Below are 24,269 nucleotides of genomic sequence, written 5' to 3'. Positions count from 1 at the left end.
CCGCTTAGGGCAATTAGCTCAGTTGGTTCAGAGCATCTCGTTTACACCGAGAGGGTCGGGGGTTCGAATCCCTCATTGCCCACCAAAGCAAAATCCTTCACATTTATGTGAAGGATTTTTTGTTTTTAGATAATTTCAAAAAAAAATGAAATTATTTTTAGTTTTATTTGGTAGATCTAAATAATGTGTTATATTTGCAGCCGCTTAGGGCAATTAGCTCAGTTGGTTCAGAGCATCTCGTTTACACCGAGAGGGTCGGGGGTTCGAATCCCTCATTGCCCACCAAAGCAAAATCCTTCACATTTATGTGAAGGATTTTTTGTTTTTAATAGGTTTTGGTAAAGTCGACAATGATTCTTTTATTATATTTGTTTCTTTATAAAAAAAAAAGCTAAAAAAATATTAATGGATATAAAATTATCAGGAAAAAAAATACTTGTTACAGGTGGAGCTGGTTTTATCGGTTCTAATCTTTGCGAGGTTTTACTTGAGAAAAAGAATACAGTAGTCTGTTTAGATAATTTCTCTACAGGGAAAAGAGAGAATATTGAACATTTAAAAGAAAACCCGAATTTTACGTTAATTAATGGGGATATTAGAAGTTTAGAAGACTGTAAGTTGGCTGCTTCTGGAGTAGATTATATTTTGCACCAAGCAGCACTGGGTTCTGTGCCAAGATCTATTAAAGATCCTATTACTACCAATGATGTTAATGTTACTGGTTTTTTAAATATGTTAGTTGCGGCAAGGGATAATGATGTAAAAAGATTTGTGTTTGCAGCAAGTTCGTCTACGTATGGAGATTCTGAATCGTTACCAAAAGTAGAAGACGTAATAGGGAAACCTTTATCTCCTTATGCGGTTACCAAATATGTAAATGAATTATATGCAGATGTTTTTGGTAAAACGTATGGTTTAGAAACAATTGGCTTAAGATATTTTAATGTTTTTGGTAGAAAGCAAGATGCTAATGGAGCGTATGCAGCAGTAATACCTAAGTTTGTAAGTCAGTTTATGAATTTAGAATCTCCTGTTGTAAATGGAGATGGTTCTTTTTCTAGAGATTTTACGTACATAGACAACGTTATTGAGGCAAACTTACTAAGTTTAGTAGCAGATAAAGAGGCTGCTAATGAAATATACAACGTAGCATTTGGAGATAGAAATACTTTAATACATTTATGTGATTCTTTAAAGGAATACTTATCTAAGTATAATTCTAAAATTAAGGATGTAGAAGTTGTTTTTGGTCCTAATAGAATTGGAGACATTCCGCATTCTCATGCAGATATATCAAAAGCTAAGAAATTATTAAATTATAACCCAAAATTTTCTTTAAAAGAAGGATTAAAAGAATCAATAGATTGGTATTGGAAAAACTTAAAGGATGAGTAAAATTAAAATAGGTATTATTGGTTTGGGCTATGTTGGCTTACCATTAGCAAGGCTTTTTGCAACAAAATTTTCTGTTGTTGGTTTTGATATCAATCAAACTAGGGTAGAAGAATTGAAGCAAGGTAAAGATGTTACTAGAGAGATTTCTAAAGATCTTTTAGATAAAGTGATTCTTACTGAAAATAACAATGATTTAGGGTTGTTTGTAACTTCTAGTTTAGAAGAATTAAAAGAATGTAATTATTATGTTGTTACGGTTCCTACGCCAGTAGATAAAAATAATAGACCTGTTTTAACGCCTTTAATAAAAGCAAGTGAAACGGTTGGAAGCGTTATGAAAAAAGGAGATATCGTCATTTATGAATCTACGGTATATCCTGGTGCAACAGAAGAAGACTGTGTGCCTATTTTAGAAAGAGTTTCTGGTTTGGTGTTTAATAAAGACTTTTTTGTGGGGTATTCTCCAGAAAGAATAAACCCGGGAGATAAAAAGCACACCGTAGAAAAAATATTAAAAGTTACCTCTGGTTCTACAAAAGAAGTAGGCGAAAAAGTGAATGATTTATATGCTTCTGTAATTACTGCAGGTACACATTTAGCACCTTCAATTAAAGTTGCTGAAGCTGCAAAAGTGATAGAGAATTCTCAGAGAGATATTAATATTGCATTTGTAAATGAGTTGGCTAAGATTTTTGGATTAATGGATATCAATACACAAGATGTTTTAAAAGCTGCGGGAACAAAATGGAACTTTTTACCTTTTAAACCAGGTTTAGTTGGTGGACACTGTATTGGTGTAGATCCTTATTATTTAGCTCAAAAAGCACAAGAATATGGGTATCATCCAGAAATAATTTTGGCAGGTAGACGTGTAAATGATGGAATGGGGAGATATGTTGCTTCTGAGGTTGCTAAGTTGATGATTCAGAGAGATGTTGAAGTAAAAGGAGCTGAAGTTTTAGTTTTAGGAATTACTTTTAAAGAGAATTGTCCGGATGTTAGAAATACAAAGGCAGTAGATCTTATTTATGAATTAAAAGAATACGGAGCTAATGTAACTATTTTTGATCCTCATGCAAATGCTGCGGAAGTTCAAAGAGAGTATCAGTTAGAGTCTAGTACTGTTTTACCTAAAAAGAAATTTGATGCTGTTATTTTAGTTGTTGCTCACAAAGAGTTTCTTAGCTTGGATTTTGCTGACATAAAAAAAGAAAAATCAATAGTATACGATGTAAAGAATTTCTTAGATTCTAAACTCGTAGATAAATCACTATAAAGAATGAAGAATTTTGCATTAATAGGAGCTGCAGGGTATATTGCGCCAAGACATTTAAGAGCTATTAAGGAAACAGATAATCAGCTGATTGCAGCTTTAGATAAGTTTGATAGCGTTGGTGTGATGGATAGTTTTTTTCCGAAAGCAGATTTTTTTGTAGAATTTGAACGATTTGATCGTCATATAGAAAAACTAAAAAGAGGAGGTACGCATTTAGATTACGTAAGTATTTGTACACCAAATTATTTACATGATTCTCATATTAGAATGGCTTTAAGAAGAGGTGCGGATGCTATTTGTGAAAAACCTTTAGTTTTAAACCCTTGGAATGTTGATGCGTTAAAAGATATAGAAAAAGAATCTGGTCAGAAAATACATACCATTCTGCAATTAAGATTACACCCAAGTATTATTGCTTTAAAAAACAAAGTAGCTTTAGAAAATAAAGCTGGTAAGTACGATGTAGATTTAACATATATTACCTCTAGAGGCAAATGGTACGATATTTCTTGGAAAGGAGATGAGAGTAAGTCGGGAGGAATTGCTACAAATATTGGAGTCCATTTTTACGACATGCTGACTTGGATTTTTGGAGAAGTACAAGAAAATATTGTACATCTTAGAGAAAAAGATAAATCTGCCGGATATTTAGAATTTAAAAACGCTAGAGTACGTTGGTTTTTATCCATTAATGAAGAAGATTTACCGCAAGACATAAAAGAAAAAGGACAAAGAACTTTTAGATCTATAGCTATTGATAATGAAGAATTAGAGTTTAGTGCGGGTTTTACAGATTTACATACTATAAGTTACCAAGAAATATTAAAAGGAAATGGGTTTGGATTAAAAGACTCGGAAGAATCTATTAAAATAGTTCATAATATTAGAAATGCGGCAATTAGTACAATGGGTGAAAAACATCTGTTTGTTTAATAAAAGGAATTTTCTAAATAAAAATTAACTTACCTATAATTTGTTATTATTGATGATAAGGATGGTTTTCCTGAAAAAGAAACATCATAATGTCAAATTATTTTGAATAAAAATAATGAAAAAAAAGAACCTTTTAATTTTCGGAACAAGGCCAGAAGCTATTAAAATGGCACCTTTAGTAAATCAGTTTTTAGCAGACAAAAGGTTTGAAACTAAAGTTTGTGTAACGGGTCAGCACAGAGAAATGTTAGACCAGGTTTTAAGTTTTTTTGATATTACTCCAGATTTCGATTTGTGTTTAATGAAACCAAATCAAAATTTATACAACTTAACAGGAGAAGTAATTTCTGGATTAAAACCTATTTTAGAATCGTATAAACCAGACTATGTTTTTGTGCATGGAGATACCACTACTACTATGGCAGCAAGTATTGCCGGTTTTTATGCCGGAGCAAAAGTATGTCATGTAGAAGCAGGTTTGCGAACCAATAATATGTTGTCTCCTTTTCCGGAAGAAATGAATCGTCAGGTTGCTGGTAGAGTTGCAACCTATCACTTTGCACCTACAATAAAATCTAAAGAAAATCTTTTACAAGAAAATATATCCGAAGAAAATATTTTAATTACTGGTAATACGGTTATTGATGCTTTATTAGAAAGTTCTAGTAGGGTAGATAATTTAGATAATAATGATGTTAAAGAAATTAAAAGTAAAGTTAATTTTGATAAAAGAATTATATTAGTAACAGGACATAGAAGAGAAAACCACGGTGAGGGATTTATAAATATTTGTGGAGCACTTAAAGAAATTGCTGTCAATAATCCTGATGTGGAGATTGTGTATCCGGTTCATTTAAATCCGAATGTTTTAAAGCCAGTAAATGAGTTGTTGGGTGATGTAGATAATATTCATTTGGTAAAACCATTGTCTTATCCATCATTTGTTTGGTTAATGAATCAATCGTACTTAATAATAACAGATAGTGGAGGTGTGCAAGAAGAAGCACCAAGTTTAGGGAAGCCTGTTTTAGTAATGCGAGATACCACAGAAAGACCAGAAGCGGTAGAGGCTGGAACCGTTATTTTAGTTGGTACAGATAAAGCTAAAATTGTAAAAGAAGCGCAAGGGTTGTTAGATGATATCCAAAAATATGAATCTATGAGTTCTTTACATAATCCTTATGGAGATGGTAAAGCGTGCATGAGAATCATTGAATTTATTTCAAATTTAGAGTAATGAAAAAAGTAGAAGTTGTAACGATAGGTTTAGGGTATATTGGTTTGCCAACATCCGCATTAATTGCGCAAAACGGAATTCAAGTTCATGGTGTTGATGTTAATCAACATGTTGTAGATACCATTAACCAAGGAAAAATACACATTGTAGAACCAAGTTTAGATGTTGCTGTAGAAGAAGCCGTAAAAAAAGGTTTTCTAAAAGCAGACATAAAGCCAGTTGAAGCAGCTACTTATTTAATTGTGGTACCAACCCCTTTTAAAGGAAATCATGAACCAGATATTTCTTATGTAGAAGTTGCTACTAAAAATATTATTCCGCTTTTAAAAGAAGACGATTTATATATTATAGAATCTACATCACCGATAGGTACAACAGAAAAAATGATGAATCTTATTTATTCATTAAGACCAGAGCTAGAAGGGAAGCTACATATTGCTTATTGTCCGGAAAGAGTTTTACCTGGTAATGTAATGCATGAGTTGGTTTATAATGATAGGGTTATTGGTGGAGTGGATGAAAAATCTACTCAAAAAGCCATTTATTTTTACAAACAATTTGTAAAAGGAGCGTTACATTCTACAAATGCAAGAACGGCAGAAATGTGTAAGTTGACAGAGAATTCTTCTAGAGATGTGCAAATTGCGTTTGCGAATGAGCTTTCACTAATTTGTGACAAAGCAGATATAAATGTTTGGGAGTTAATTAGTTTAGCAAACAAGCATCCGAGAGTGAATATCTTACAACCCGTTTGTGGAGTTGGCGGACATTGTATTGCGGTAGATCCTTATTTTATTGTGTCAGATTATCCAATGGAATCTAAGATTATTGGTACGGCAAGAGAGGTAAATAACTATAAGTCTTTTTGGTGTGCAGAGAAAATTCAGAATGAGAAATTAAAATTTGAATTAAAGCACGGAAGAAAACCAAGTATTGCTTTAATGGGGTTAGCATTTAAGCCAAATATTGATGATTTACGAGAATCTCCAGCAAAATACATTGCCCAAAAAGTTTTACAAAATACGAATAACGAAGAGTATTTTATTGTAGAACCAAATATTACAGAACATAATATTTATAAAATCACAAATTATAAAGAAGCATTTAGCAAGGCAGATATTGTTGTTTATCTTGTTGCGCATAACGAATTTAAAACATTGCCTATCGATAGGGATAAAGTAGTTTTAGATTTTTGTGGAATTATTAAATAGGATACTGATTAAAGTAAGCTAATTATTAAATAATTATTCGAACAGAATTTTCTCAAATTTCATTGTTTTTCAAGTCTTGAAATATTCATGATTTTTATCGTTTTTAAGTAGTAGTATTTGAAGTTTTAGAAGAAGGGAAAATCTTTTTTAGTCTTAATAAAAATACTATTATGTTGTTGTTAATTAGTTGGTTGTGTTTTTATTTAGTCTTTAAGTAACTAAAGAAATTAAAGAAAAAACTACTGTATAATAAATTATTAAATAATTAACATATATTTGCCAAAAAAGAAACTTATGAAAGTTGGGATAACCTTTAGTGCTTTTGATTTATTTCATGCAGGGCATGTAAAAATGTTAGAAGACGCAAAAGAACAATGTGATTATTTAATTTGTGGTATACAGACAGATCCTACTTTAGATCGTCCGGAAAAGAATATGCCAGTACAGTCGGTCGTAGAAAGATACATACAACTAAAAGGATGTAAGCACGTAGATGAAATTGTACCATATGCAACAGAACAAGATTTAGAAGATATCTTAAGATCTTTTAAGGTTGATGTTAGAATTATAGGGGACGAATACGCGAGTAAACAATTTACAGGTAGAAAATACTGTGAAGAAAAAGGAATCGACTTGTACTTTAATAAAAGAGAACACCGTTTTTCTAGTAGTGGGCTGCGTAAAGAAGTTCAGGAGAAAGAGAATTTAAAAAAGAAAGAGAAATAAATGTTTTACAGGTTTTGGGGATAAGTTGTCATTTATATGGCGATTTAATAATTGACCAAAAATTGAGTGAAAACACCTATTTTTCTGATAGATAATTTAATTTATATTTGCAAAATAAATGAAAAAACTTATTATAGTATCAGGATATTTTAATCCAATTCATAAAGGGCATCTTGAGTATTTTAATAATGCAAAGGCTTTAGCAGATGAATTAATTGTAATTGTAAATAGTGATTTACAACGAGGCTTAAAAGGTTCTAAGGAATTTCAAAAAGAAGAAGAACGCTTGTTTATTGTGCAGAACATTAAATCTGTAGATAAAGCGATGATTTCGGTAGATAACGATAGAACGGTTTGTGCATCTATACGTGCTATTCATGAAAAGTATGGAAAAGAGTATCAAATAGGTTTTGCTAATGGAGGAGATCAAGATAATAATTCTATTCCTGAAGTACCTGTTTGTAAAGAATTACATATTGACTTGATTGATGGTTTGGGTGATAAAATACAATCATCATCTTGGTTATTAAAAAATAATTAGAAAAAACACTTATTTTTAAGTGTTTTTTTATGATAATATCTTAAATAAAATTGAATATTAAAAAATAAAAAGGATTATGAATATTGCTGTAGTTGGTTCTGGTTATGTAGGTTTAGTATCTGGTACTTGTTTCGCAGAAATGGGGAACAAGGTTACTTGTGTAGATATAGATCAGAAGAAAATTCAAAAATTAGAGGAAGGAATCATTCCTATTTTTGAACCTGGTTTAGAACAAATGGTTTTAAAAAATGTAAAAAATAAAAATTTATTTTTTACAACGAACCTAGGAGAAGCTATTAGTGATGCCGAAATTGTTTTTATTGCAGTTGGTACCCCAATGGGTGATGATGGCTCTGCTGATTTACAATATGTTTTAGCCGTAGCAAAGTCTATCGGAGAAACTATGAATAAAAGATTGATTGTAGTAGATAAATCTACTGTGCCAATTGGTACAGCAGACAAAGTAAAAGCGACTATTCAGACAGAATTAGATAAAAGAGGATCTGATTTAGAGTTTAGCGTTGTCTCTAATCCAGAGTTTTTAAAAGAAGGAGCAGCTATAGACGATTTTATGAAGCCTGATAGAGTTGTTATCGGTGCAGATTCTGACTATGCTTTTGATTTAATGAAGCAATTATATTCTCCTTTCTTTAGAACCCATGATCGTTTTATAACGATGGATATTCGTTCTGCAGAAATGACAAAATATGCTGCAAATACAATGTTAGCAACAAAGATTTCATTTATGAATGAGATTGCAAATATTTGTGAAAGAGTAGGCGCAGATGCAAATATGGTGCGTATCGGTATTGGTTCAGACAAGCGTATTGGGTATAGTTTTATTTATCCAGGTGCAGGTTATGGAGGTTCTTGTTTTCCTAAAGATGTAAAAGCTTTAAAGAAAATTGCAGAAGAAAACGGTTATAAAGCAAACTTAATCGAGTCTGTAGAAAATGTAAATGATGCTCAGAAATTAGTAATTGCACATAAAATTGTAAAACGTTTTGGAGAAGATTTATCAGGAATGACTTTTGGTTTATGGGGTTTAGCCTTTAAACCAGGTACAGATGACATGAGAGAAGCACCAGCAATTTATATTGTAAAAGAATTAGAAAAAAGAGGCGCAAAAGTGAAAGCTTATGACCCTAAAGCAATAGAGGAAGCAAAAGAATTCTATTTAAAAGATGCTAAAAACATAACGTACTGTACTTCTAAATACGAAGTTTTACAAGACGCAGATGCATTAATTTTGTTAACAGAATGGAAAGAATTTAGATCTCCAGATTTTGTAGAAATTAAGCAACAATTAAAGAATCCTATTATTTTTGATGGAAGAAATCAGTACAATGCTTTCAATTTAGAAGAAAAAGGATTTGAGTATTTTCAAATAGGGAAATAAAACCGATTTCCGATGTTCGATATTCGTTTACCGCTTAAACGAAAAACGAAAAACGAACATCGAACAACGAGACATCAGATAAGAAAAAAAAGATGAAAAAGGATACTAAAATTTATATTGCAGGTCATAGAGGTATGGTTGGGTCTGCAGTATGGAGAACTTTAGAGAAAAAAGGATACACTAACTTAATTGGTAAAACGAGTAAAGAGTTAGACTTAAAAAATCAAGAAGCAGTTCTTAATTTTTATGAAAAGGAGAAACCAGAAGTAGTTATCGATGCTGCTGCAAAAGTTGGTGGTATTTTAGCAAATAACGATTTTCCATATCAGTTTTTGATGGAAAACATGCAGATTCAAAATAATTTAATTGATACTGCATTAAAAGCAGGGATCGAGAAATTTATTTTTCTAGGTAGTTCTTGTATTTATCCAAAGTTAGCTCCACAACCTTTAAAAGAGGAGTATTTATTAACAGATTCTTTAGAGCCAACAAATGAATGGTATGCTATTGCAAAAATAACAGGCGTAAAAGCATGTCAGGCAATTAGAAAGCAATTTCAAAAGGATTATGTAAGCTTAATGCCAACAAACTTATATGGTACGCATGATAATTTCGATTTAAAGTCTTCTCATGTATTACCTGCCATGATTCGTAAATTTCACGAGGCAAAAATGAATAATAATTCAGATGTTACTTTATGGGGAAGCGGAACGCCAATGCGTGAATTTCTGTTTGTAGATGATATGGCAGAAGCTGTTGTGTATGCTTTAGAAAATGAATTACCAGAATACCTTTACAATATAGGTACAGGTGAAGACTTAACGATTAAAGAATTGGCAGAAACAATTCAACAAGTTGTTGGGCATGAGGGAAAATTAGTTTGGGATAGTTCTAAACCAGACGGAACGCCAAGAAAACTAATGGACATTTCTAAAATGCACAACTTAGGTTGGAAACATCAAATTGATTTAAAACAAGGAATTGAAAAAACCTACAAATGGTTTATAGAAAATATAGAAAATTTTAAAGAAGTTAAGCTTTAAAGATCGTTTGGCGTTTATCGTCCAACGAGTAACGAAAATCGTCCATCGTTTACCGTTTACCGTCCATCGAGTAACGAACAACGAAAATCGTCCATCGTTTATCGTCCATCGTTTATCGTTTACCGTCCATCGAGTAACGAACAACGAACAACGAGTAACGAACAACGAACAACGAGTAACGAAACACGAATAACGAAACACGAATAACGAAAACCGAATAACGAACAAAAAAATGGAATGTAAACTAGAAGTTTGGAAACTAGCGCATCAATTAACGCTTGATGTATACCAAGTTTCAAAAAACTTTCCTTCCTCAGAAAAATTTGGGTTAACCAATCAAGTAAGAAGAAGTTCTAGTAGTGTTCCAACAAATATAATAGAAGGGCAAGGGAGGCAGTATAAAAAGGAGTTTATCCAATTTTTATATATTGCAAAAGGCTCTTTAGAAGAAGCTAATTATCAATTGTTTTTGGCAAAAGATTTAGGGTATATTTCTAATGATGAGTATACTAAATTATTAGATCTTTGTACAAGAATTAAGATGATGCTGTATAAATTAATAAAATCACTAAAGTGAAAAATCGTTCTTCGATTTTCGTCCACTGTTTATCGTCCAACGAAAATCGTCCATCGTTTACCGTTTATCGTCCATCGAGTAACGAACAACGAAACACGAACCACGAACAACGAACCACGAACCACGAACCACGAAAAACGAACCACGAACCACGAATAACGAAAAACGAACATGAAAGTAGCATTAATTACAGGGATTACTGGACAAGATGGCTCATATTTAGCAGAGTTATTATTAGAAAAAGGATATGAAGTACATGGTATTAAAAGAAGATCATCGCTATTTAACACAGATAGAATAGATCATTTATACCAAGATCCACACGATCCTGATCAAAGATTAAAATTACACTATGGTGATTTAACCGATGCGATGAATTTAACGCGTATCATCCAAGAATGTCAACCAGATGAAATATACAATCTAGGGGCAATGTCTCATGTTGCTGTTTCTTTTGATACTCCAGAATATGTTGGTAACGTAGATGGATTAGGTACTTTACGTATTTTAGAAGCAGTAAGAATTTTAGGTTTAGAAAAGAAAACAAGAATTTATCAAGCTTCTACTTCAGAATTATATGGAGGTATGCCAGAGAATAAAAATGAAAGAGGTTTTTATGATGAACTTTCTCCATTTTATCCACGTTCTCCTTATGGAGTTGCAAAAATATATGGTTTTTGGATAACTAAAAACTATCGTGAAGCGTATGACATGTTTGCTTGTAACGGTATTTTATTTAATCATGAGTCACCACGAAGAGGGGAGACTTTTGTAACAAGAAAAATTACCCGTGCAGTAGCTAAAATAGCATTAGGTTTACAAGAAAAAGTTTTTTTAGGAAACTTAGAAGCAAAACGTGATTGGGGACATGCAAAAGATTATGTTCGCATGATGTGGATGATTTTACAAGCAGATAAACCAGAAGACTGGGTAATTGCTACAGGAGTAACTACAACAGTAAGAGATTTTGTACGTTTAGCTTTTAAGGAAGTTGGTATCGAGGTAGAATTTAAAGGCGAAGGAGTTGAAGAAAAAGCATATGTTACAGCATGTAATCATGAAGATTTTCAAATAGAAATTGGCAAAGAAGTCTTATCTGTAGATCCTTCTTATTTCCGTCCAACAGAAGTAGATTTGTTAATTGGAGATCCTTCTAAAGCGAAGAATAAATTAGGTTGGGTTCCAGAGCATGATTTAGCGTCTTTGGTAAAAGACATGATGCAAGGTGATGTTGCAATTATGAAAAAAGATGTTGTTTTGCTAAAAGCAGGTCATGAAATTTTAAAACAAGCTGAGTAAAAAATATCAATATTTAATAGTTGTATGAATTACTTGTTTCTTTCATAAAATAAGTAATTCATATTTTCTAACAAACGCTATAATTGTAGATAATTAATAAATGAGTAAAAGTCAGTTAAAAAAAGGAATATTATTATCTTATGTTGTAATAGGATTAAATACAATTGTAGGTTTAAGTTATACTCCATATATGTTACGTATGCTAGGTAAGAATGAATATGGACTTTATTCACTTGTTATTTCAGTTATAGGATATCTTACAATTTTAGATTTAGGTTTTGGTAACGCTATAGTAAGGTATACGGCTAAGTATAGGGCTGAAGGAAAATTAGAAGAACAGTATTCTATGTTTGGAATGTTTCTTTTGATGTATTCAGGAATAGGTGTTGTAGCACTTTTAATAGGTCTTTTCTTCTATTTTAATGTCAGTTATCTGTTTGGGAACACAATGACGGAAGTAGAATTGACTAAAGCAGGTATTATGGTACTGATAATGGTGTTTAATCTTGCAATTTCTTTTCCATTTAGTATATTTGGTTCTATTATTACTGCATATGAAAAATTCGTTTTTCAAAAAAGTATTCAAATTTTACGAATAGTTTTAAATACATTGATTATGGTTCTTATTCTGGAAATGGGATACCGTGCAATTGGAATGGTTGTTGTTGTTTCTGTTTTTAATGTTTTAACATTATTTATAAATTATATTTATTGTAAATTTAAGTTACATATTAAGATTATTTTTAAAAAAATTGAATTAGTTTTCTTTAAAGAAATTGCTATTTATTCATTTTATATTTTTTTAGGGGTAATAATGGATAAAATATATTGGAGCTCTGGTCAATTTATATTGGGTGCAGTTATAGGTACTGCAGCAATAGCTGTTTTTGCTGTAGCAATTCAGCTTCAAGGTTTATATATGAGTTTTTCTCAAGCAGTTACAGGGGTATTTCTTCCTAAAATAACAGGAATGGTTGTAGAAAAAAATTCAGAAACCGCTGTTTCAGAAGTTTTTATAAAAACAGGTAGAATACAGTTTATAGTTATGTCATTTATTTTGACAGGTTTTATTTTATTTGGTAAAAATTTCGTGATATTATGGGCAGGAAAAGGATATGAAAAAGCTTATTATATGGCTCTTTTGTTTTTTATCCCGTTAACGGTTCCTTTGATACAAAATTTAGGAATTGCCATTCTTCAAGCTCGTAATCAAATGAAATTTAGGTCAATTATGTATTTTTTGATTTCTATCTTAAGTATAGTTTTACAGATTCCTCTAGCTAAGAAATTTGGTGGTATTGGAATTGCTATTGCCATTTCAATATCAATATTTTTAGGACAGATTATAGTTATGAATATTTACTATCACATAAAGCAAAAAATTAATATTTTGAAATTTTGGTCAGAAATATTTAAAATGGCTATTGCACCAATACTTGTAGGTGCACTTATTTATTATTTAAAAACTCTATTTCCAATTAACACTTTATTAGAATTCTTAATAGGTATACTGTTTTTTGCATTTTTGTATATACCATGCTTTTGGTTTTTTAGCATGAATAAATATGAGAAAAACATTATAATACAACCATTAAAAAGAATATTAAAACTAAGAAATTAATGATTAAACAAGAAGAAAATAAACAACCAGAAGTTATAGATTTTGTTGTAAACCCAAATATGTGTATTGGTTGTGGAATGTGTGTTCCTGTTTGTCCTACAAAATCACTTGAAATGGCTTGGAGTGATGAAGGCTTTAAGGTTCCTGTTAAAGTAAATGATTGTGATTCAAGTGGGGAATGTATAACTGTTTGTCCTTTTAATCCTTTTCCAGAAGAAGCAGTGAAAACAGAAACAGAAATAGCAGATATCTTTCTAAAAGATGAAACAGAATCTCATCCTAGAATTGGTAAGTACAATGGTCTTTATGCAGGGTATTCAGAATCTCATAGAATAACTTCCTCTTCAGGTGGTACCGCTACTTATATTTTTGAAAACCTTTTTAAACAAAATATAGTGCAGCATGTTATTTCTGTTAAGCAATCAAATACTAAAGATGCTCATTACGAATTTGCTATTTCAAGTTCGTTAAATGATATTTTATCAGCATCTAAGACTAAATATTTTCCTGTTTCAATGGATACAGCACTGTTAAGAATTAAAGAGCTAGAAGGTAAGGTCGCTATTACAGGTGTTGCATGTTTTGTTAAAGCAATTAGATTAGCCCAGTACAAAGATGTTGAGTTGAAAGAAAAAATTTCATTTATTGTTGGTATTATTTGTGGTGGAGTTAAAAGCCGATTTTTTACTGAATATCTAGCTGAGAAATCAAGTGTAAACAAAAATGATTACGAGAAGCCTCAGTTTCGTATTAAAAACCATAAAAGTACAGCTGGTGATTATTCCTTTGGCTGTGTAAGTTCTTCTACTAAAGAAGAAAAATCCATAAGGATGAAAACTGTTGGTGATATGTGGGGTACCGGCCTTTTTAAGGCTAATGCTTGTGATTTTTGTGATGATGTAACAACTGAACTTGCCGATATTTCTTTAGGAGATGCTTGGATGCCTCCTTACCTTAAAGATGGTAAAGGGACAAATGTTATTGTTACTAGATCTCTTTTAGCAAAGAAGATTATAGAGGAGGGGTTGATTAAAAAAGAACTTGTAATTGATCGTATATCTTTAGAAGCTTTTTTAAAATCTCAAAAAGGTAGTTTTAATCATCGTCAAAGAGCACTTGGTTTTAGGATGAAGAAAAAAAATATAAAAATTCCAAAAAGATTTAATAATGAAAAAATTACAATAGCATTTAAAATTGTGCAAAGTTTAAGAATGAAAATGCGCTCTAATAGCTTGAAAATATGGAAAAATTCTCCAAATGCTATTACATTTGATAACGAAATAAAAAAAGATTTAATTAAATTAAAAAAATTTACAAAATATTATCATTACTATGATGGCATTATTAATAGAGTTTTTGTTTGGAAAAAAAAATAATTTATAGAATATGAAAAAAATTGGAGTTTTAACATTACCATTGAAAGGAAACTATGGAGGCGTTTTACAAGCTTTTGCATTAACTACTTTTTTAAAGGAAAATGGTTTTGATGCTTATTTAGTAGATAGACAGTGGAACCAAACACAAAAAAATCTAAAGTACTATATCCAAAAAATTATATACCACAACCTTCTTATAGGTAAAGTTAAAAAATTTAATAAGAAATGGATTAATCCTAAAACTTTCGAAATAAGATCACAAGAAAGAATGTTAGATCTTAATAATGAGGGGTTTGATGCTTTTGTTGTTGGTAGTGATCAAGTTTGGAGAGTTGAGCATACTGGTGGTGTAAAAAATAATTACTTTTTAGATTTTATTAAAGATAAAAATGTTAAAAAAGTGGCATACGCTGCTTCTTTTGGAAAAGATAGTGTTGATGGAACTGAAGAATCGTTAAATGAAATAAGTTCTCTTTTAAAACAATTTAATGCTATCTCCGTAAGAGAAGAAAGTGGCGTTAAAATTTGTTCTGAAACATTTGATGTAAAGGCAGCACATGTTTTAGACCCCGTTTTATTACTAAATAGTGATGATTACCTTCCTATTATTGATAAATCTAGCCCCAAACTAGTAAATACAATGACAACTTATGTTTTAGATGCATCTAAAGTTAATAACGATATTATATCGGATGCTGCTGCGGCATTAAATTTAGAAGCGGTATCTATAAATTATAAAAAAGATCCGGGATTATTATTAAAGAATAAATCATTAGATTTTTATAATTATATATATCCATCTGTTTCTAATTGGCTAAGAGGTTTTAGAGATGCAGAATTTATAATAACAGACTCATTTCACGGAACAATATTTTCAATCTTATTTAAAAAACAGTTTCTTGTTATAGGTAATGAAAGAAGAGGGCTTGCTAGGTTCAATTCTATTTTAAGTAAATTAGGATTAATGGATCGATTAATAACAAGTAAAAATCCTTATAATAAAGAGATGTTATTTAAAAAAATAAATTTTAATGAGGTACAAGAGTTATTAAATAAAGAAAAAGTTGCTTCGAAATCTTTTTTATTAAGTGCTTTAAAGTAATTGAAATAGTTTTTATATAATTTAGTTGATAATACGTTTTTAATGAATATTTTATTTATTATAGGAGGAAATGACAAAGGCGGAGTTTTAACTTGGTTGGTTGATTTAGCAAAGGAATTAGATAAAGCAGGAGTTAATTTATCTTTTGCAGCTTCATTAAAAGGAGCAAGTTATAAAGCTTTATCTAATTATGGTAAAGCGTATATATTACCCAGTAAAAGTAAAATGTATAACCCAAAAGTAGTTGCAGGAATTCCTTGGTATTCGCCAAGAGTAATGCTTCATAATTGGAAAACTAAAAATTTAAATTCTATTGAAATTTCTAAACTTGTAGATGAAAATGAAATAGATAGACTTATTACAATTGGTTTTAGTGATATACCTAAGTTACGTGTTAAAAGAAAAGACGTACAAGTAATATCTGTGTTACATACTGTACCGCGTATAGATACTACGCCTTTTAAATTGAAGAGTAGGTTTATAACTTATAAATTATCAAAAGTTGATAAAGTGGTTGCTGTAGGCGATGTTATTAGACAAAGGTTAGAAAAGTTTTTAAAAGAAGAAATTATCTTAATACCTAACAGTTGTAAAGATTTTTCAGTTTTTAAGGATAAAAAAATAATATTAAAAGAAAAGTTTAACATACCTTTAAACACAAAGAGTATAGGTTCTTTAGGAAGGTTTTCTAAAACGAAAGGTTTTTTAGAATTGATTAACATATTCGAAACCTTAGCTTTAGAGCATCAAAATCTACACTGTGTATTAGGTGGTAGCCCATCTAGTGATAGTGAAAAAGAATATTTTAAAGAAGTAAAGTCTTTTGCAAGTAAAAGTGATTATGCTAATAGAATTCACTTTCTTGGTAATGTAAATAATGAAGATTTTTATCCAATAATAGATATATATCTTTTAATAAGCGTTAATAGTATAGAAAGTTTTGGTTTAGTGGCTATTGAAGCTATGTCTAGTAATATACCTGTTATTGCTACAGGAAAAGGTGGGCCATTAGAAATTATAGATCATAAAAATACAGGTTTTCTAGTAGAAGATAATAGTGTAGAAAGTTTTAGTAAATACATTTCGGCATTATTACTAAGTAATGATTTGTATGACAAAATAGCAAGTAATGGTAGAGAAGCATTTCTTAAAAGATTTACCAATGAAATTTGGGGTAAGAAATGGTTGCGCTTATTTAAAAGCACTATTAAATCATAAGAAATGAAAAATAAATTATTTTTTGTGCTTATTAATATTTTCTTGTGTTTAATCATAACGCTTTTAAATCAAAGACAAGAATTTATTTGGCTATTTTGTTTTGGTTATATTTTTGTTTGTTTTATATTTTTTACGTTAGTAAATAACGATCTATTATTTAAAAACTCAATTCCTGTTAAAGCTTCAGCATTGTATGTCATTTTTTTTATAGCGATAATAGCAAACAATACATCAAACAATTGGCTTAAATATGTTTCTTTAGCTTTTTTTCCTATAGTAATGTTTCAAACCAATTTTTATTTGTTTAAAAAGCGGTATTTAAGTATTAATGTATTTATATTGTTAGTATTGTTACTTGCTGTGTTAGCTAGTTACAAAGTGTTTTTTGTTACTAAATTATTGGTAGATTCAAATAGCAATACCCTGCAAACAAATTGGTCTAACTTATTAAGTGCTTGTCTTCCAGTAGTTTTTTTAATAAAAAAAAGAAGTTTGCAATACGCTTTTTTATTATTTATAGGAGCTTTTATTATTATAGGCTTAAAAAGAACAGGTTTAATTTCTCTATTTGTAACGCTATTTATTATGGTGTTTTTTAGAGTTCAACAAGGCAAAGTAATTTTTAGTTTAAAATGGGCTGTTTTAACAATACTTTTGCTAATGAGTGGTTACTTGTTTTTTTTACAAGATAAAAGTTCAGAAAATTTAGACAAAGCTATGGGGCGTATAGAACGCTTGTCTGAAGATGGAGGTTCAGGTAGAGATAATTTATATATAGTTGGTTTTAATAATTGGATAGATAATAGTTATGTGCCTTTAGAAAACAAAATTATTGGTTCTGGTTATTATGGGTTTAGAAGAAAATCGGGGCTCTCAAATTATGAGTCATCCCATAATGATATATTAGATTTTGCGTATGATTATGGTATATTTGCTGTACTATGTTTATTATTATTTTATATTAGATTATTTAAAATTTTAATAATACTTTGGGGTAAAAAAAATAAACACTTTCAATTTGTATTAAGTACAGTATTAATTTTTTTAATTTACAGTGTTTTTTCTGGGTTCTACCACTTTTTTTTCTTTTTTATACCATTAATACTTAGTTTTTCTTTAATTGAAGTTATTGTGAATGATGATTTTGGTAAAAGCTGTTCTGTATATAAAATTAGAAGAAATAACAATGATTAATAGATTTTATTATATAAATTACCAGAAATATTATAGTGGAAGTGTGTAAAATAATAGATTTAGAGTTTATATATATCAGAGTACTAATTAAAACTACATGCAAAAAAAAATACACAACTTTACTAACATTCCTTCTCACTACAGAGGCTTGTTATGGGAGAAATTAATAAAATCTAATTTTTTTGAATTTCATTTCTTTTTTGCAATAAAAAATAAGTTGAATATAAAAGAGATTGACTTTAATAAAGAAAGTTTCGAAAAAGATTCTGATAGGCTTCATATCATAAAAAATTATTGGTTAAAGAAAAGAATTTTAATTTGGCAAAGTGGTGTTATTAAAAGTTGTTTCAAAGATGATTTTCATACAGCTATTTTTTTGGGTGAAATTCAAGTTATTTCCACTTGGTTAGCAATGATAATTTGTAAAATTAGGGGGATACAAGTAGTGTATTGGACGCACGGTATTTATGGTAATGAATCTAATCTAAAAAAGAAAATTAGGGTTTTCTTTTATAATACCGCTGATAAAATTTTATTGTATGAAAGAAGAGCCAAAAAGTTATTAATTGCAGAAGGTATTAAATCAGAAAAAATGCTAGTTGTTTTTAATTCTTTAAATTATGATAAGCATCTTAGTATTAGACATAAGCTACAGTCTTTAAATGATTTTCAAGCTGAAAGTAAAGAATTTACCTTTTTGAATCAAGATTTACCCTATCTTATTTTTGTGGGTAGGTTAACACGCGTTAAAAAATTAGATCTATTAATTAGTGCAGTTTCCAATATAAACAAAACAGATAAAAAATTAAATCTCTTGTTGATTGGACAGGGAGACTCAGAAATAACAGGAAACCTAAAAGAATTAGTCAAAGAGTTAAACATAGAGACTAATGTTCAGTTTTACGGTGCTTGTTATGATGAAGAAAAGTTAGCTAGTTTTATCTATTATTCAGAACTTTGTGTATCACCAGGAAATGTAGGTTTAACAGCTATACATTCTTTAAGTTTTGGCACACCTGTTTGTACACATTCAAACTATTTAAATCAAATGCCAGAGGTAGAAGTTATAGAAGAAGGTGTAACTGGTTGTTTTTTTGAAGAAAATAATATTCAGTCACTAGAAAATGTAATATCAAATTGGGTGAATTTACCTAAAAATAGAAGTGTAATTAGAGATAATTGTTACCAAATTATAGATGATTTGTATAATCCATACAATCAGTTAAATGTTATTAAAAGTCTATTAAATGAATAAACAAAGTAAAATTCTTTTTTTTGGACCTTTTCCAGAACCTTATACAGGTCAGTCAATTTCATTTAAACAAGTTTTTGAGAATTTTAATTCTGATAAAATTTTATTTAACACAACTAATTTTAAAAAGAACAAGATAATTAATTCATTATATTGTCTGTTTTTTTTGCCTATAGTTTTCGTCTTCTATAAATTTGATAAAATATATTTTACTTGTACAAGAAGTAAATTTGGTTTTATAAAAGATTTTCAATTATTATTATTCGCTAAAATTTTTAATAAAAAAGTTGTTAATCATTTACACGGTGCTGATTTTATAGATTTTTATAAGAATTCTGGTTTTTTAAAGAAATTAATTAGGTGGAGCTACAATCATATTAATACAAACATTGTTTTATTACCCTCAATGAAAGATCAGTTTAACGAGTTTTCTTCTTCAAAAATAGAAGTAGTTGCTAATTGTTATTCGTCAGATTTTAAAGACTATAAAGTTGATTTTTCATTGAAGAAAAAACAACTTGTTTTTTTATCAAATTTAATATATTCAAAAGGTGTTTTTGTTTTTTTAGAAGCTATTAAAGAGTTATTAGATAAGGATAAAGATTTAATTATAAAGATTGCGGGTTTGCCAATGGGTGATGAATTGATGTCTACAAAAAACGTAAGCATTAAATTTAAAGAAATATCAGAAGAGTTAAAATTATTATATCCTAAAAGATTTTTATATCTAGGTGTTGTTCAAGGAAAGGATAAGGAAGATTTATTAAAAGAAAGTTCTATTTTTGTTTTACCTACATTTTACAAAACAGAAGCTTTTCCACTGACTATTATAGAGGCAATGTATTTTGGGAATGCAATAATAACTACAGATCATAATTATTTAAAAGATGTAATTGATTTAAAAAATGGTGCCCTAATAAAAACGAAGTCATTTAATGATATCGTTGATAATGTTACAATTTTATTTCAGGATAAAAAAAGATTACAGAAAATACAAGGCTTTAATCATAAAGAAGCTATGTTAAAATATAATCCAAATACTTTTGATATGAAAGTTGGAGAAATAATAAATAATTTATAATTAATGAAAATCTCTATAATAACAGTCTGTTACAATAGTGCAAAAACCATCGAAAAAACCTTTAAATCAGTACAAAATCAAACGTATAAAAACGTAGAATACATTGTAGTAGATGGGGGTTCTAAAGATACTACTATAGATTTAGTAAAGAAATACATGTCTATGGTGTCTCAATGGGTTTCTGAACCAGATAAAGGTTTGTATGATGCCATGAACAAAGGGATTGAAATGGCTACAGGAGATATTGTAGGGATTTTAAATTCTGATGATATTTTTACAGATGAAAAAGTGTTAGAAAATGTAGCTAATTTTCATTTAAAAAATAAAAATATTGATGCTTCTGTAGGTAATATTTTACAATTTAATGAAGAAGGGAAAACGGTAAGAAAGTATTCCGCTAAAAATTGGAATCCAGAGAAGCTGAAAATAGGTTTTATGCCAGCGCATCCAGCGATATTTTTTAAAAGAGATTTGTTTAAAAAATATGGACTTTACCATTTAGACTTTACCATTGGTGCAGATTATGAATTGATTACTCGTTTTTTCTTACAACATAAAATCACTTGGAAATTTTCTGATATTACCACTACGTCTATGTTAATAGGTGGTGTAAGTAGTTCTGGTTTTAGTAGTTATCAATTAATTTCAAAAGAAATAAAAAAAGCATTGACCAGAAATAATATAAAATTTAGTTATTTAAAAGTACAGTTAAGAGGCTTTTGGAAAATAATTGGGTTTTTAAATAAAAAGTAATTGATGAACAGTAACTTACATATAATTACAGGAAATAAAGGTTTTGTTGGTCTTAATTTGATAGACTATTTTAAGAGAAATAAAAAAGAAACTGTTGGTGTATCTAGAACGCCAAAGAATGAAGAGCTTAGTTATGAAACTTTAAGTTTAGAAAAATTGAACCAAGCTAAGAGTTTTATTCATTTAGCAGGGAAAGCGCACGATTTAAAAAAGATATCTGAAGACTCAGCATATTTTGAAGTAAATACAGAATTGACTAAAACACTTTTCAATCAATTTTTAAAGAGTGATTGTGAAGTTTTTATTTACATGAGTTCTGTAAAAGCTGCTGCAGATGAAGTAGAAGGTGTTTTAACCGAAGATGTAACGCCTAATCCTGTTACAGTTTACGGCAAATCTAAATTAGCCGCTGAAACGTATATTTTATCACAAGAAATACCTCAAAATAAAAGAGTGTACATTTTAAGACCTTGCATGATTCATGGTCCTAATAATAAAGGGAATTTAAATTTGTTGTATAGTTTTGTATCTAAAGGAATTCCGTATCCTTTTGGTAAATATAAAAATGCAAGATCTTTTGTTTCTGTAGAAAATTTATGTTTTGTAATTAATGAATTGATAGAAAATACGGGTGTACCTTCTGGCATTTATAATGTGGCAGATAATGCCTCTTTATCTACAACAGCTTTGGTTAAAATTATAGGAGATGTCATAGAAAAACCTGCTAAGGTTTTAAATATTCCAAAGTTTTTTGTTGGGCTTTTAGCAAAAGTAGGAGATGTGTTACCATTACCCGTTAATTCTGAAAGGTTACAAAAATTGACAGAAAATTACGAAGTATCTAATGTAAAGATTAAAAAGGCACTTCAAAAAGAATTACCTTTATCAGTAGAAGAAGGAATCAAAAAAACAATCGCATCATTTTAAGTTTATGGAGAAGAATTTAATTGTTTTATGTATATTAATTGCAGCATCTTTTGTGTATTTAAAGTTAGCTAAAAAATTTAATATTGTTGACAAACCCAATGAAAGAAGTTCGCATACGAAAGTAACGATTAGGGGAGGTGGAATTATTTTTCCGATTGCAATTCTATTATTCTTCTTTATGAATGATTTTCAATATCCCTTTTTTGTTTTAGGGCTATTTTTAATTTCTTTTGTTAGTTTTTTAGATGACATCTATACGTTAAGTTCAAAGGTTCGGTTTCCTTTTCAAATCATTGCTATATTCTTAATTTTATATCAAGCAGCGTTTCCTGTTTTTCCATTGTATTATTCAATATTTTGCTTAGTATTTGGAGTTGCAGTAATTAATATGTTCAATTTTATGGACGGGATTAATGGTATTACTGGTATTTATAGTTTGGTAGTATTGTCTGGTATGTATTTTATCAATTTAAATGAAACGATTGTTCATACAGATTTAATTGTGTATTCGGGCTTGTCATTGATTGTATTTGGTTTTTATAATTTTAGAAAAAAAGCACTTTTTTTTGCAGGAGATATTGGTAGCATTGCCATAGGAATGTTGCTTTTTTTTATCGGATTTTTATTTGTTATAAAATTAAATTCAATAATATTTTTATTGTTAATTCTAGTATATGGAGCAGATACAGCACTTACAATGCTTTATAGGCTTATATATACCAAGGAAAGTGTTTTAGATCCTCATAGGCATCACATGTATCAAAAATTAGTGGATGTGTCTAAAATATCTCATTTAAAAGTTTCTTTAGGATATGGTGTACTTCAATTAGTAGTTAATTTTATCATTCTTAAATCCTATAAATTAGAGATGTCAATCCAATTAATAGTGTTTTTTGGTATGATTGTTCTTTTTATCATACTTTATGTTTATCTTTTTAGAGTGTTAGCTAAAAAAGCAAAAATGAGTAATGCGTAATAAAATTCCTTTATCGGAGTCTATTATATCTATTGATTTAAAAACTACTTTTTCATCAATAGATATTGGTGTTGTAGCAGAATTTGAAAAATCTTTAGAAGCGTATTATGAGGGGAAGAAAAGTGTTTTGGCCTTAAATTCTGGAACTTCGGCTATTCATTTGGCACTGATTTTAAGTGGTGTAGCAGAAGGAGATGAGGTTTTATGTCAGTCGTTAACCTATGTTGCCACTATAAACCCAATTATCTACCAAAATGCAACTCCTGTTTTTATTGATAGTGAGAACGATACTTGGAATATGTGTCCTATTCAATTAGAACGTGCTATAAAAGATAGAATCTTAAAAGGTAAAAAACCAAAAGCAATTATTTTTGTGCATTTGTATGGCATGCCAGCAAAAATTGAAGAAATAGTTCGTATTTCTCGTAAATACAATATTCCATTAATTGAAGATGCTGCAGAAGCATTGGGAGCAACCTACAAAGGTAGAAAATGTGGCTCTTTTGGAGATTTTGCAATACTTTCTTTTAATAATAATAAGATTGTATCTACTTTAGGTGGTGGTGCTTTAATATGCAATACAGCAAAAGAAAAAGAAAAAGCCTTTTTTTATGCTACCCAGGCCAAGGAGAAAGAAAGTCATTACGAGCATACAAAAATAGGGTATAATTATAGGATGAATTCTTTAGGAGCACTTATTGGAATAACCCAACTTAAAGAGTTGAAAAATTATATAAGAAAGAGACGTACGATTAATGATTTTTACAAAGCGTATTTTATTAATTTTAAAGAAGTATATTTTTTAAAAGAGCCTTCATCAGATTTTGTATCAAACCATTGGTTAAGTTGTATTCTTATAAAAGTAAAAGATGTTGAGACTAAGAAGCTAAAACTTCTAACGTTTCTTAAAAACAACCATATTGAAGCCCGTTTTTTATGGAAACCGATGCATTTGCAACCTGTTTTTAAAGATTTTCCATTTTATGGTGCTGAGGTAGCTGAAAATTTATTTCTACACGGACTCTGCCTTCCATCTGGATCTACCCTTAATAAAAATGATTTAATAAGAATCTCAGAATGCATTAAGAAATTTTTGTAGATTTGTAAAAAAAATCAACTAGAAAACTAAAAA

At 29.6% G+C, this 24,269-nt stretch carries 22 protein-coding genes and 2 tRNA genes; all 24 read left to right on the top strand.

Annotation, left to right across the window (positions count from 1 at the left end):
* Nucleotides 1-7: 7 nt before the first annotated feature.
* The 24 genes from KV700_RS07470 to KV700_RS07355 all read left to right on the top strand — a co-directional run bounded on the left by KV700_RS07470 (nucleotide 8) and on the right by KV700_RS07355 (nucleotide 24,236).
* Nucleotides 8-85, top strand: a tRNA-Val gene (locus KV700_RS07470).
* Nucleotides 86-207: 122 nt separating this feature from the next.
* Nucleotides 208-285: transfer RNA gene (locus KV700_RS07465), tRNA-Val, on the top strand.
* 120 nt (nucleotides 286-405) lie between these two features.
* Nucleotides 406-1,395, top strand: a complete 990-nt coding sequence (locus tag KV700_RS07460; RefSeq protein WP_218599674.1) for an SDR family oxidoreductase — start codon at nucleotides 406-408, stop codon at nucleotides 1,393-1,395.
* Nucleotides 1,388-2,671, top strand: coding sequence for a nucleotide sugar dehydrogenase (locus tag KV700_RS07455; protein WP_218599673.1), 1,284 nt, complete (start codon nucleotides 1,388-1,390; stop codon nucleotides 2,669-2,671). Before KV700_RS07460 ends, KV700_RS07455 begins: the two co-directional genes overlap by 8 nt.
* 3 nt (nucleotides 2,672-2,674) lie before the next feature.
* The gene (locus tag KV700_RS07450; protein WP_218599672.1) at nucleotides 2,675-3,604 is read left to right on the top strand and encodes a Gfo/Idh/MocA family protein; all 930 of its coding nucleotides are present in this window, start codon (nucleotides 2,675-2,677) and stop codon (nucleotides 3,602-3,604) included.
* A 115-nt stretch (nucleotides 3,605-3,719) separates the two neighbouring features.
* Nucleotides 3,720-4,841, top strand: a complete 1,122-nt coding sequence (gene wecB / locus KV700_RS07445; protein WP_218599671.1) for a non-hydrolyzing UDP-N-acetylglucosamine 2-epimerase — start codon at nucleotides 3,720-3,722, stop codon at nucleotides 4,839-4,841.
* Complete coding sequence (gene wecC / locus KV700_RS07440) at nucleotides 4,841-6,052, top strand: UDP-N-acetyl-D-mannosamine dehydrogenase (RefSeq protein ID WP_218599670.1); 1,212 nt, start codon at nucleotides 4,841-4,843, stop codon at nucleotides 6,050-6,052. Before wecB ends, wecC begins: the two co-directional genes overlap by 1 nt.
* 294 nt (nucleotides 6,053-6,346) lie before the next feature.
* Nucleotides 6,347-6,778, top strand: coding sequence for an adenylyltransferase/cytidyltransferase family protein (locus KV700_RS07435; RefSeq protein ID WP_218599669.1), 432 nt, complete (start codon nucleotides 6,347-6,349; stop codon nucleotides 6,776-6,778).
* Between the two features lie 118 nt (nucleotides 6,779-6,896).
* Nucleotides 6,897-7,319: an adenylyltransferase/cytidyltransferase family protein gene (locus KV700_RS07430; RefSeq protein ID WP_218599668.1), complete on the top strand. Its 423-nt coding sequence runs from the start codon at nucleotides 6,897-6,899 to the stop codon at nucleotides 7,317-7,319.
* A 76-nt stretch (nucleotides 7,320-7,395) separates the two neighbouring features.
* The gene (locus tag KV700_RS07425; protein WP_218599667.1) at nucleotides 7,396-8,718 is read left to right on the top strand and encodes a UDP-glucose/GDP-mannose dehydrogenase family protein; all 1,323 of its coding nucleotides are present in this window, start codon (nucleotides 7,396-7,398) and stop codon (nucleotides 8,716-8,718) included.
* 92 nt (nucleotides 8,719-8,810) lie between these two features.
* Nucleotides 8,811-9,761, top strand: a complete 951-nt coding sequence (locus tag KV700_RS07420; RefSeq protein WP_218599666.1) for a GDP-L-fucose synthase — start codon at nucleotides 8,811-8,813, stop codon at nucleotides 9,759-9,761.
* A 232-nt stretch (nucleotides 9,762-9,993) separates the two neighbouring features.
* Nucleotides 9,994-10,338 (top strand): four helix bundle protein, encoded by a 345-nt coding sequence (locus KV700_RS07415; RefSeq protein ID WP_218599665.1) that lies wholly within the window; start codon nucleotides 9,994-9,996, stop codon nucleotides 10,336-10,338.
* A 171-nt stretch (nucleotides 10,339-10,509) separates the two neighbouring features.
* A complete protein-coding gene (gene gmd / locus KV700_RS07410) occupies nucleotides 10,510-11,637 on the top strand; it encodes a GDP-mannose 4,6-dehydratase (protein ID WP_218599664.1) in 1,128 nt (375 codons plus the stop codon).
* Nucleotides 11,638-11,737: 100 nt separating this feature from the next.
* A complete protein-coding gene (locus KV700_RS07405; RefSeq protein WP_218599663.1) occupies nucleotides 11,738-13,258 on the top strand; it encodes an oligosaccharide flippase family protein in 1,521 nt (506 codons plus the stop codon).
* Nucleotides 13,258-14,634 carry a Coenzyme F420 hydrogenase/dehydrogenase, beta subunit C-terminal domain gene (locus tag KV700_RS07400; RefSeq protein ID WP_218599662.1) on the top strand — a complete coding sequence of 459 codons (1,377 nt, stop codon included), beginning with the start codon at nucleotides 13,258-13,260 and terminating at the stop codon, nucleotides 14,632-14,634. The genes KV700_RS07405 and KV700_RS07400 overlap by 1 nt, the downstream gene beginning before the upstream one ends.
* A gap of 10 nt (nucleotides 14,635-14,644) precedes the next feature.
* Nucleotides 14,645-15,736, top strand: coding sequence for a polysaccharide pyruvyl transferase family protein (locus tag KV700_RS07395; RefSeq protein WP_218599661.1), 1,092 nt, complete (start codon nucleotides 14,645-14,647; stop codon nucleotides 15,734-15,736).
* 42 nt (nucleotides 15,737-15,778) lie between these two features.
* Nucleotides 15,779-16,954 (top strand): glycosyltransferase family 4 protein, encoded by a 1,176-nt coding sequence (locus KV700_RS07390; RefSeq protein WP_218599660.1) that lies wholly within the window; start codon nucleotides 15,779-15,781, stop codon nucleotides 16,952-16,954.
* A 3-nt stretch (nucleotides 16,955-16,957) separates the two neighbouring features.
* On the top strand, nucleotides 16,958-18,148 hold the full coding sequence (locus KV700_RS07385; RefSeq protein ID WP_218599659.1) for an O-antigen ligase: 1,191 nt from the start codon (nucleotides 16,958-16,960) through the stop codon (nucleotides 18,146-18,148).
* Nucleotides 18,149-18,245: 97 nt separating this feature from the next.
* Nucleotides 18,246-19,403 (top strand): glycosyltransferase, encoded by a 1,158-nt coding sequence (locus tag KV700_RS07380; RefSeq protein WP_218599658.1) that lies wholly within the window; start codon nucleotides 18,246-18,248, stop codon nucleotides 19,401-19,403.
* On the top strand, nucleotides 19,396-20,481 hold the full coding sequence (locus tag KV700_RS07375) for a glycosyltransferase family 4 protein (protein WP_218599657.1): 1,086 nt from the start codon (nucleotides 19,396-19,398) through the stop codon (nucleotides 20,479-20,481). The genes KV700_RS07380 and KV700_RS07375 overlap by 8 nt, the downstream gene beginning before the upstream one ends.
* A 3-nt stretch (nucleotides 20,482-20,484) precedes the next feature.
* Nucleotides 20,485-21,234: a glycosyltransferase family 2 protein gene (locus KV700_RS07370; RefSeq protein ID WP_218599656.1), complete on the top strand. Its 750-nt coding sequence runs from the start codon at nucleotides 20,485-20,487 to the stop codon at nucleotides 21,232-21,234.
* Nucleotides 21,235-21,237: 3 nt separating this feature from the next.
* On the top strand, nucleotides 21,238-22,161 hold the full coding sequence (locus KV700_RS07365; RefSeq protein WP_218599655.1) for an NAD-dependent epimerase/dehydratase family protein: 924 nt from the start codon (nucleotides 21,238-21,240) through the stop codon (nucleotides 22,159-22,161).
* A gap of 4 nt (nucleotides 22,162-22,165) precedes the next feature.
* Nucleotides 22,166-23,137 carry a glycosyltransferase family 4 protein gene (locus KV700_RS07360; RefSeq protein ID WP_218599654.1) on the top strand — a complete coding sequence of 324 codons (972 nt, stop codon included), beginning with the start codon at nucleotides 22,166-22,168 and terminating at the stop codon, nucleotides 23,135-23,137.
* Nucleotides 23,130-24,236, top strand: a complete 1,107-nt coding sequence (locus KV700_RS07355) for a DegT/DnrJ/EryC1/StrS aminotransferase family protein (protein ID WP_218599653.1) — start codon at nucleotides 23,130-23,132, stop codon at nucleotides 24,234-24,236. The genes KV700_RS07360 and KV700_RS07355 overlap by 8 nt, the downstream gene beginning before the upstream one ends.
* Nucleotides 24,237-24,269: the final 33 nt, after the last annotated feature.

Source organism: Polaribacter sp. NJDZ03, assembly GCF_019263805.1.
Classification (GTDB): Bacteria; Bacteroidota; Bacteroidia; order Flavobacteriales; family Flavobacteriaceae; genus Polaribacter.
Note: the sequence above shows the minus strand (reverse complement) of the source record. Positions and strands in the feature narration are given on the sequence as shown.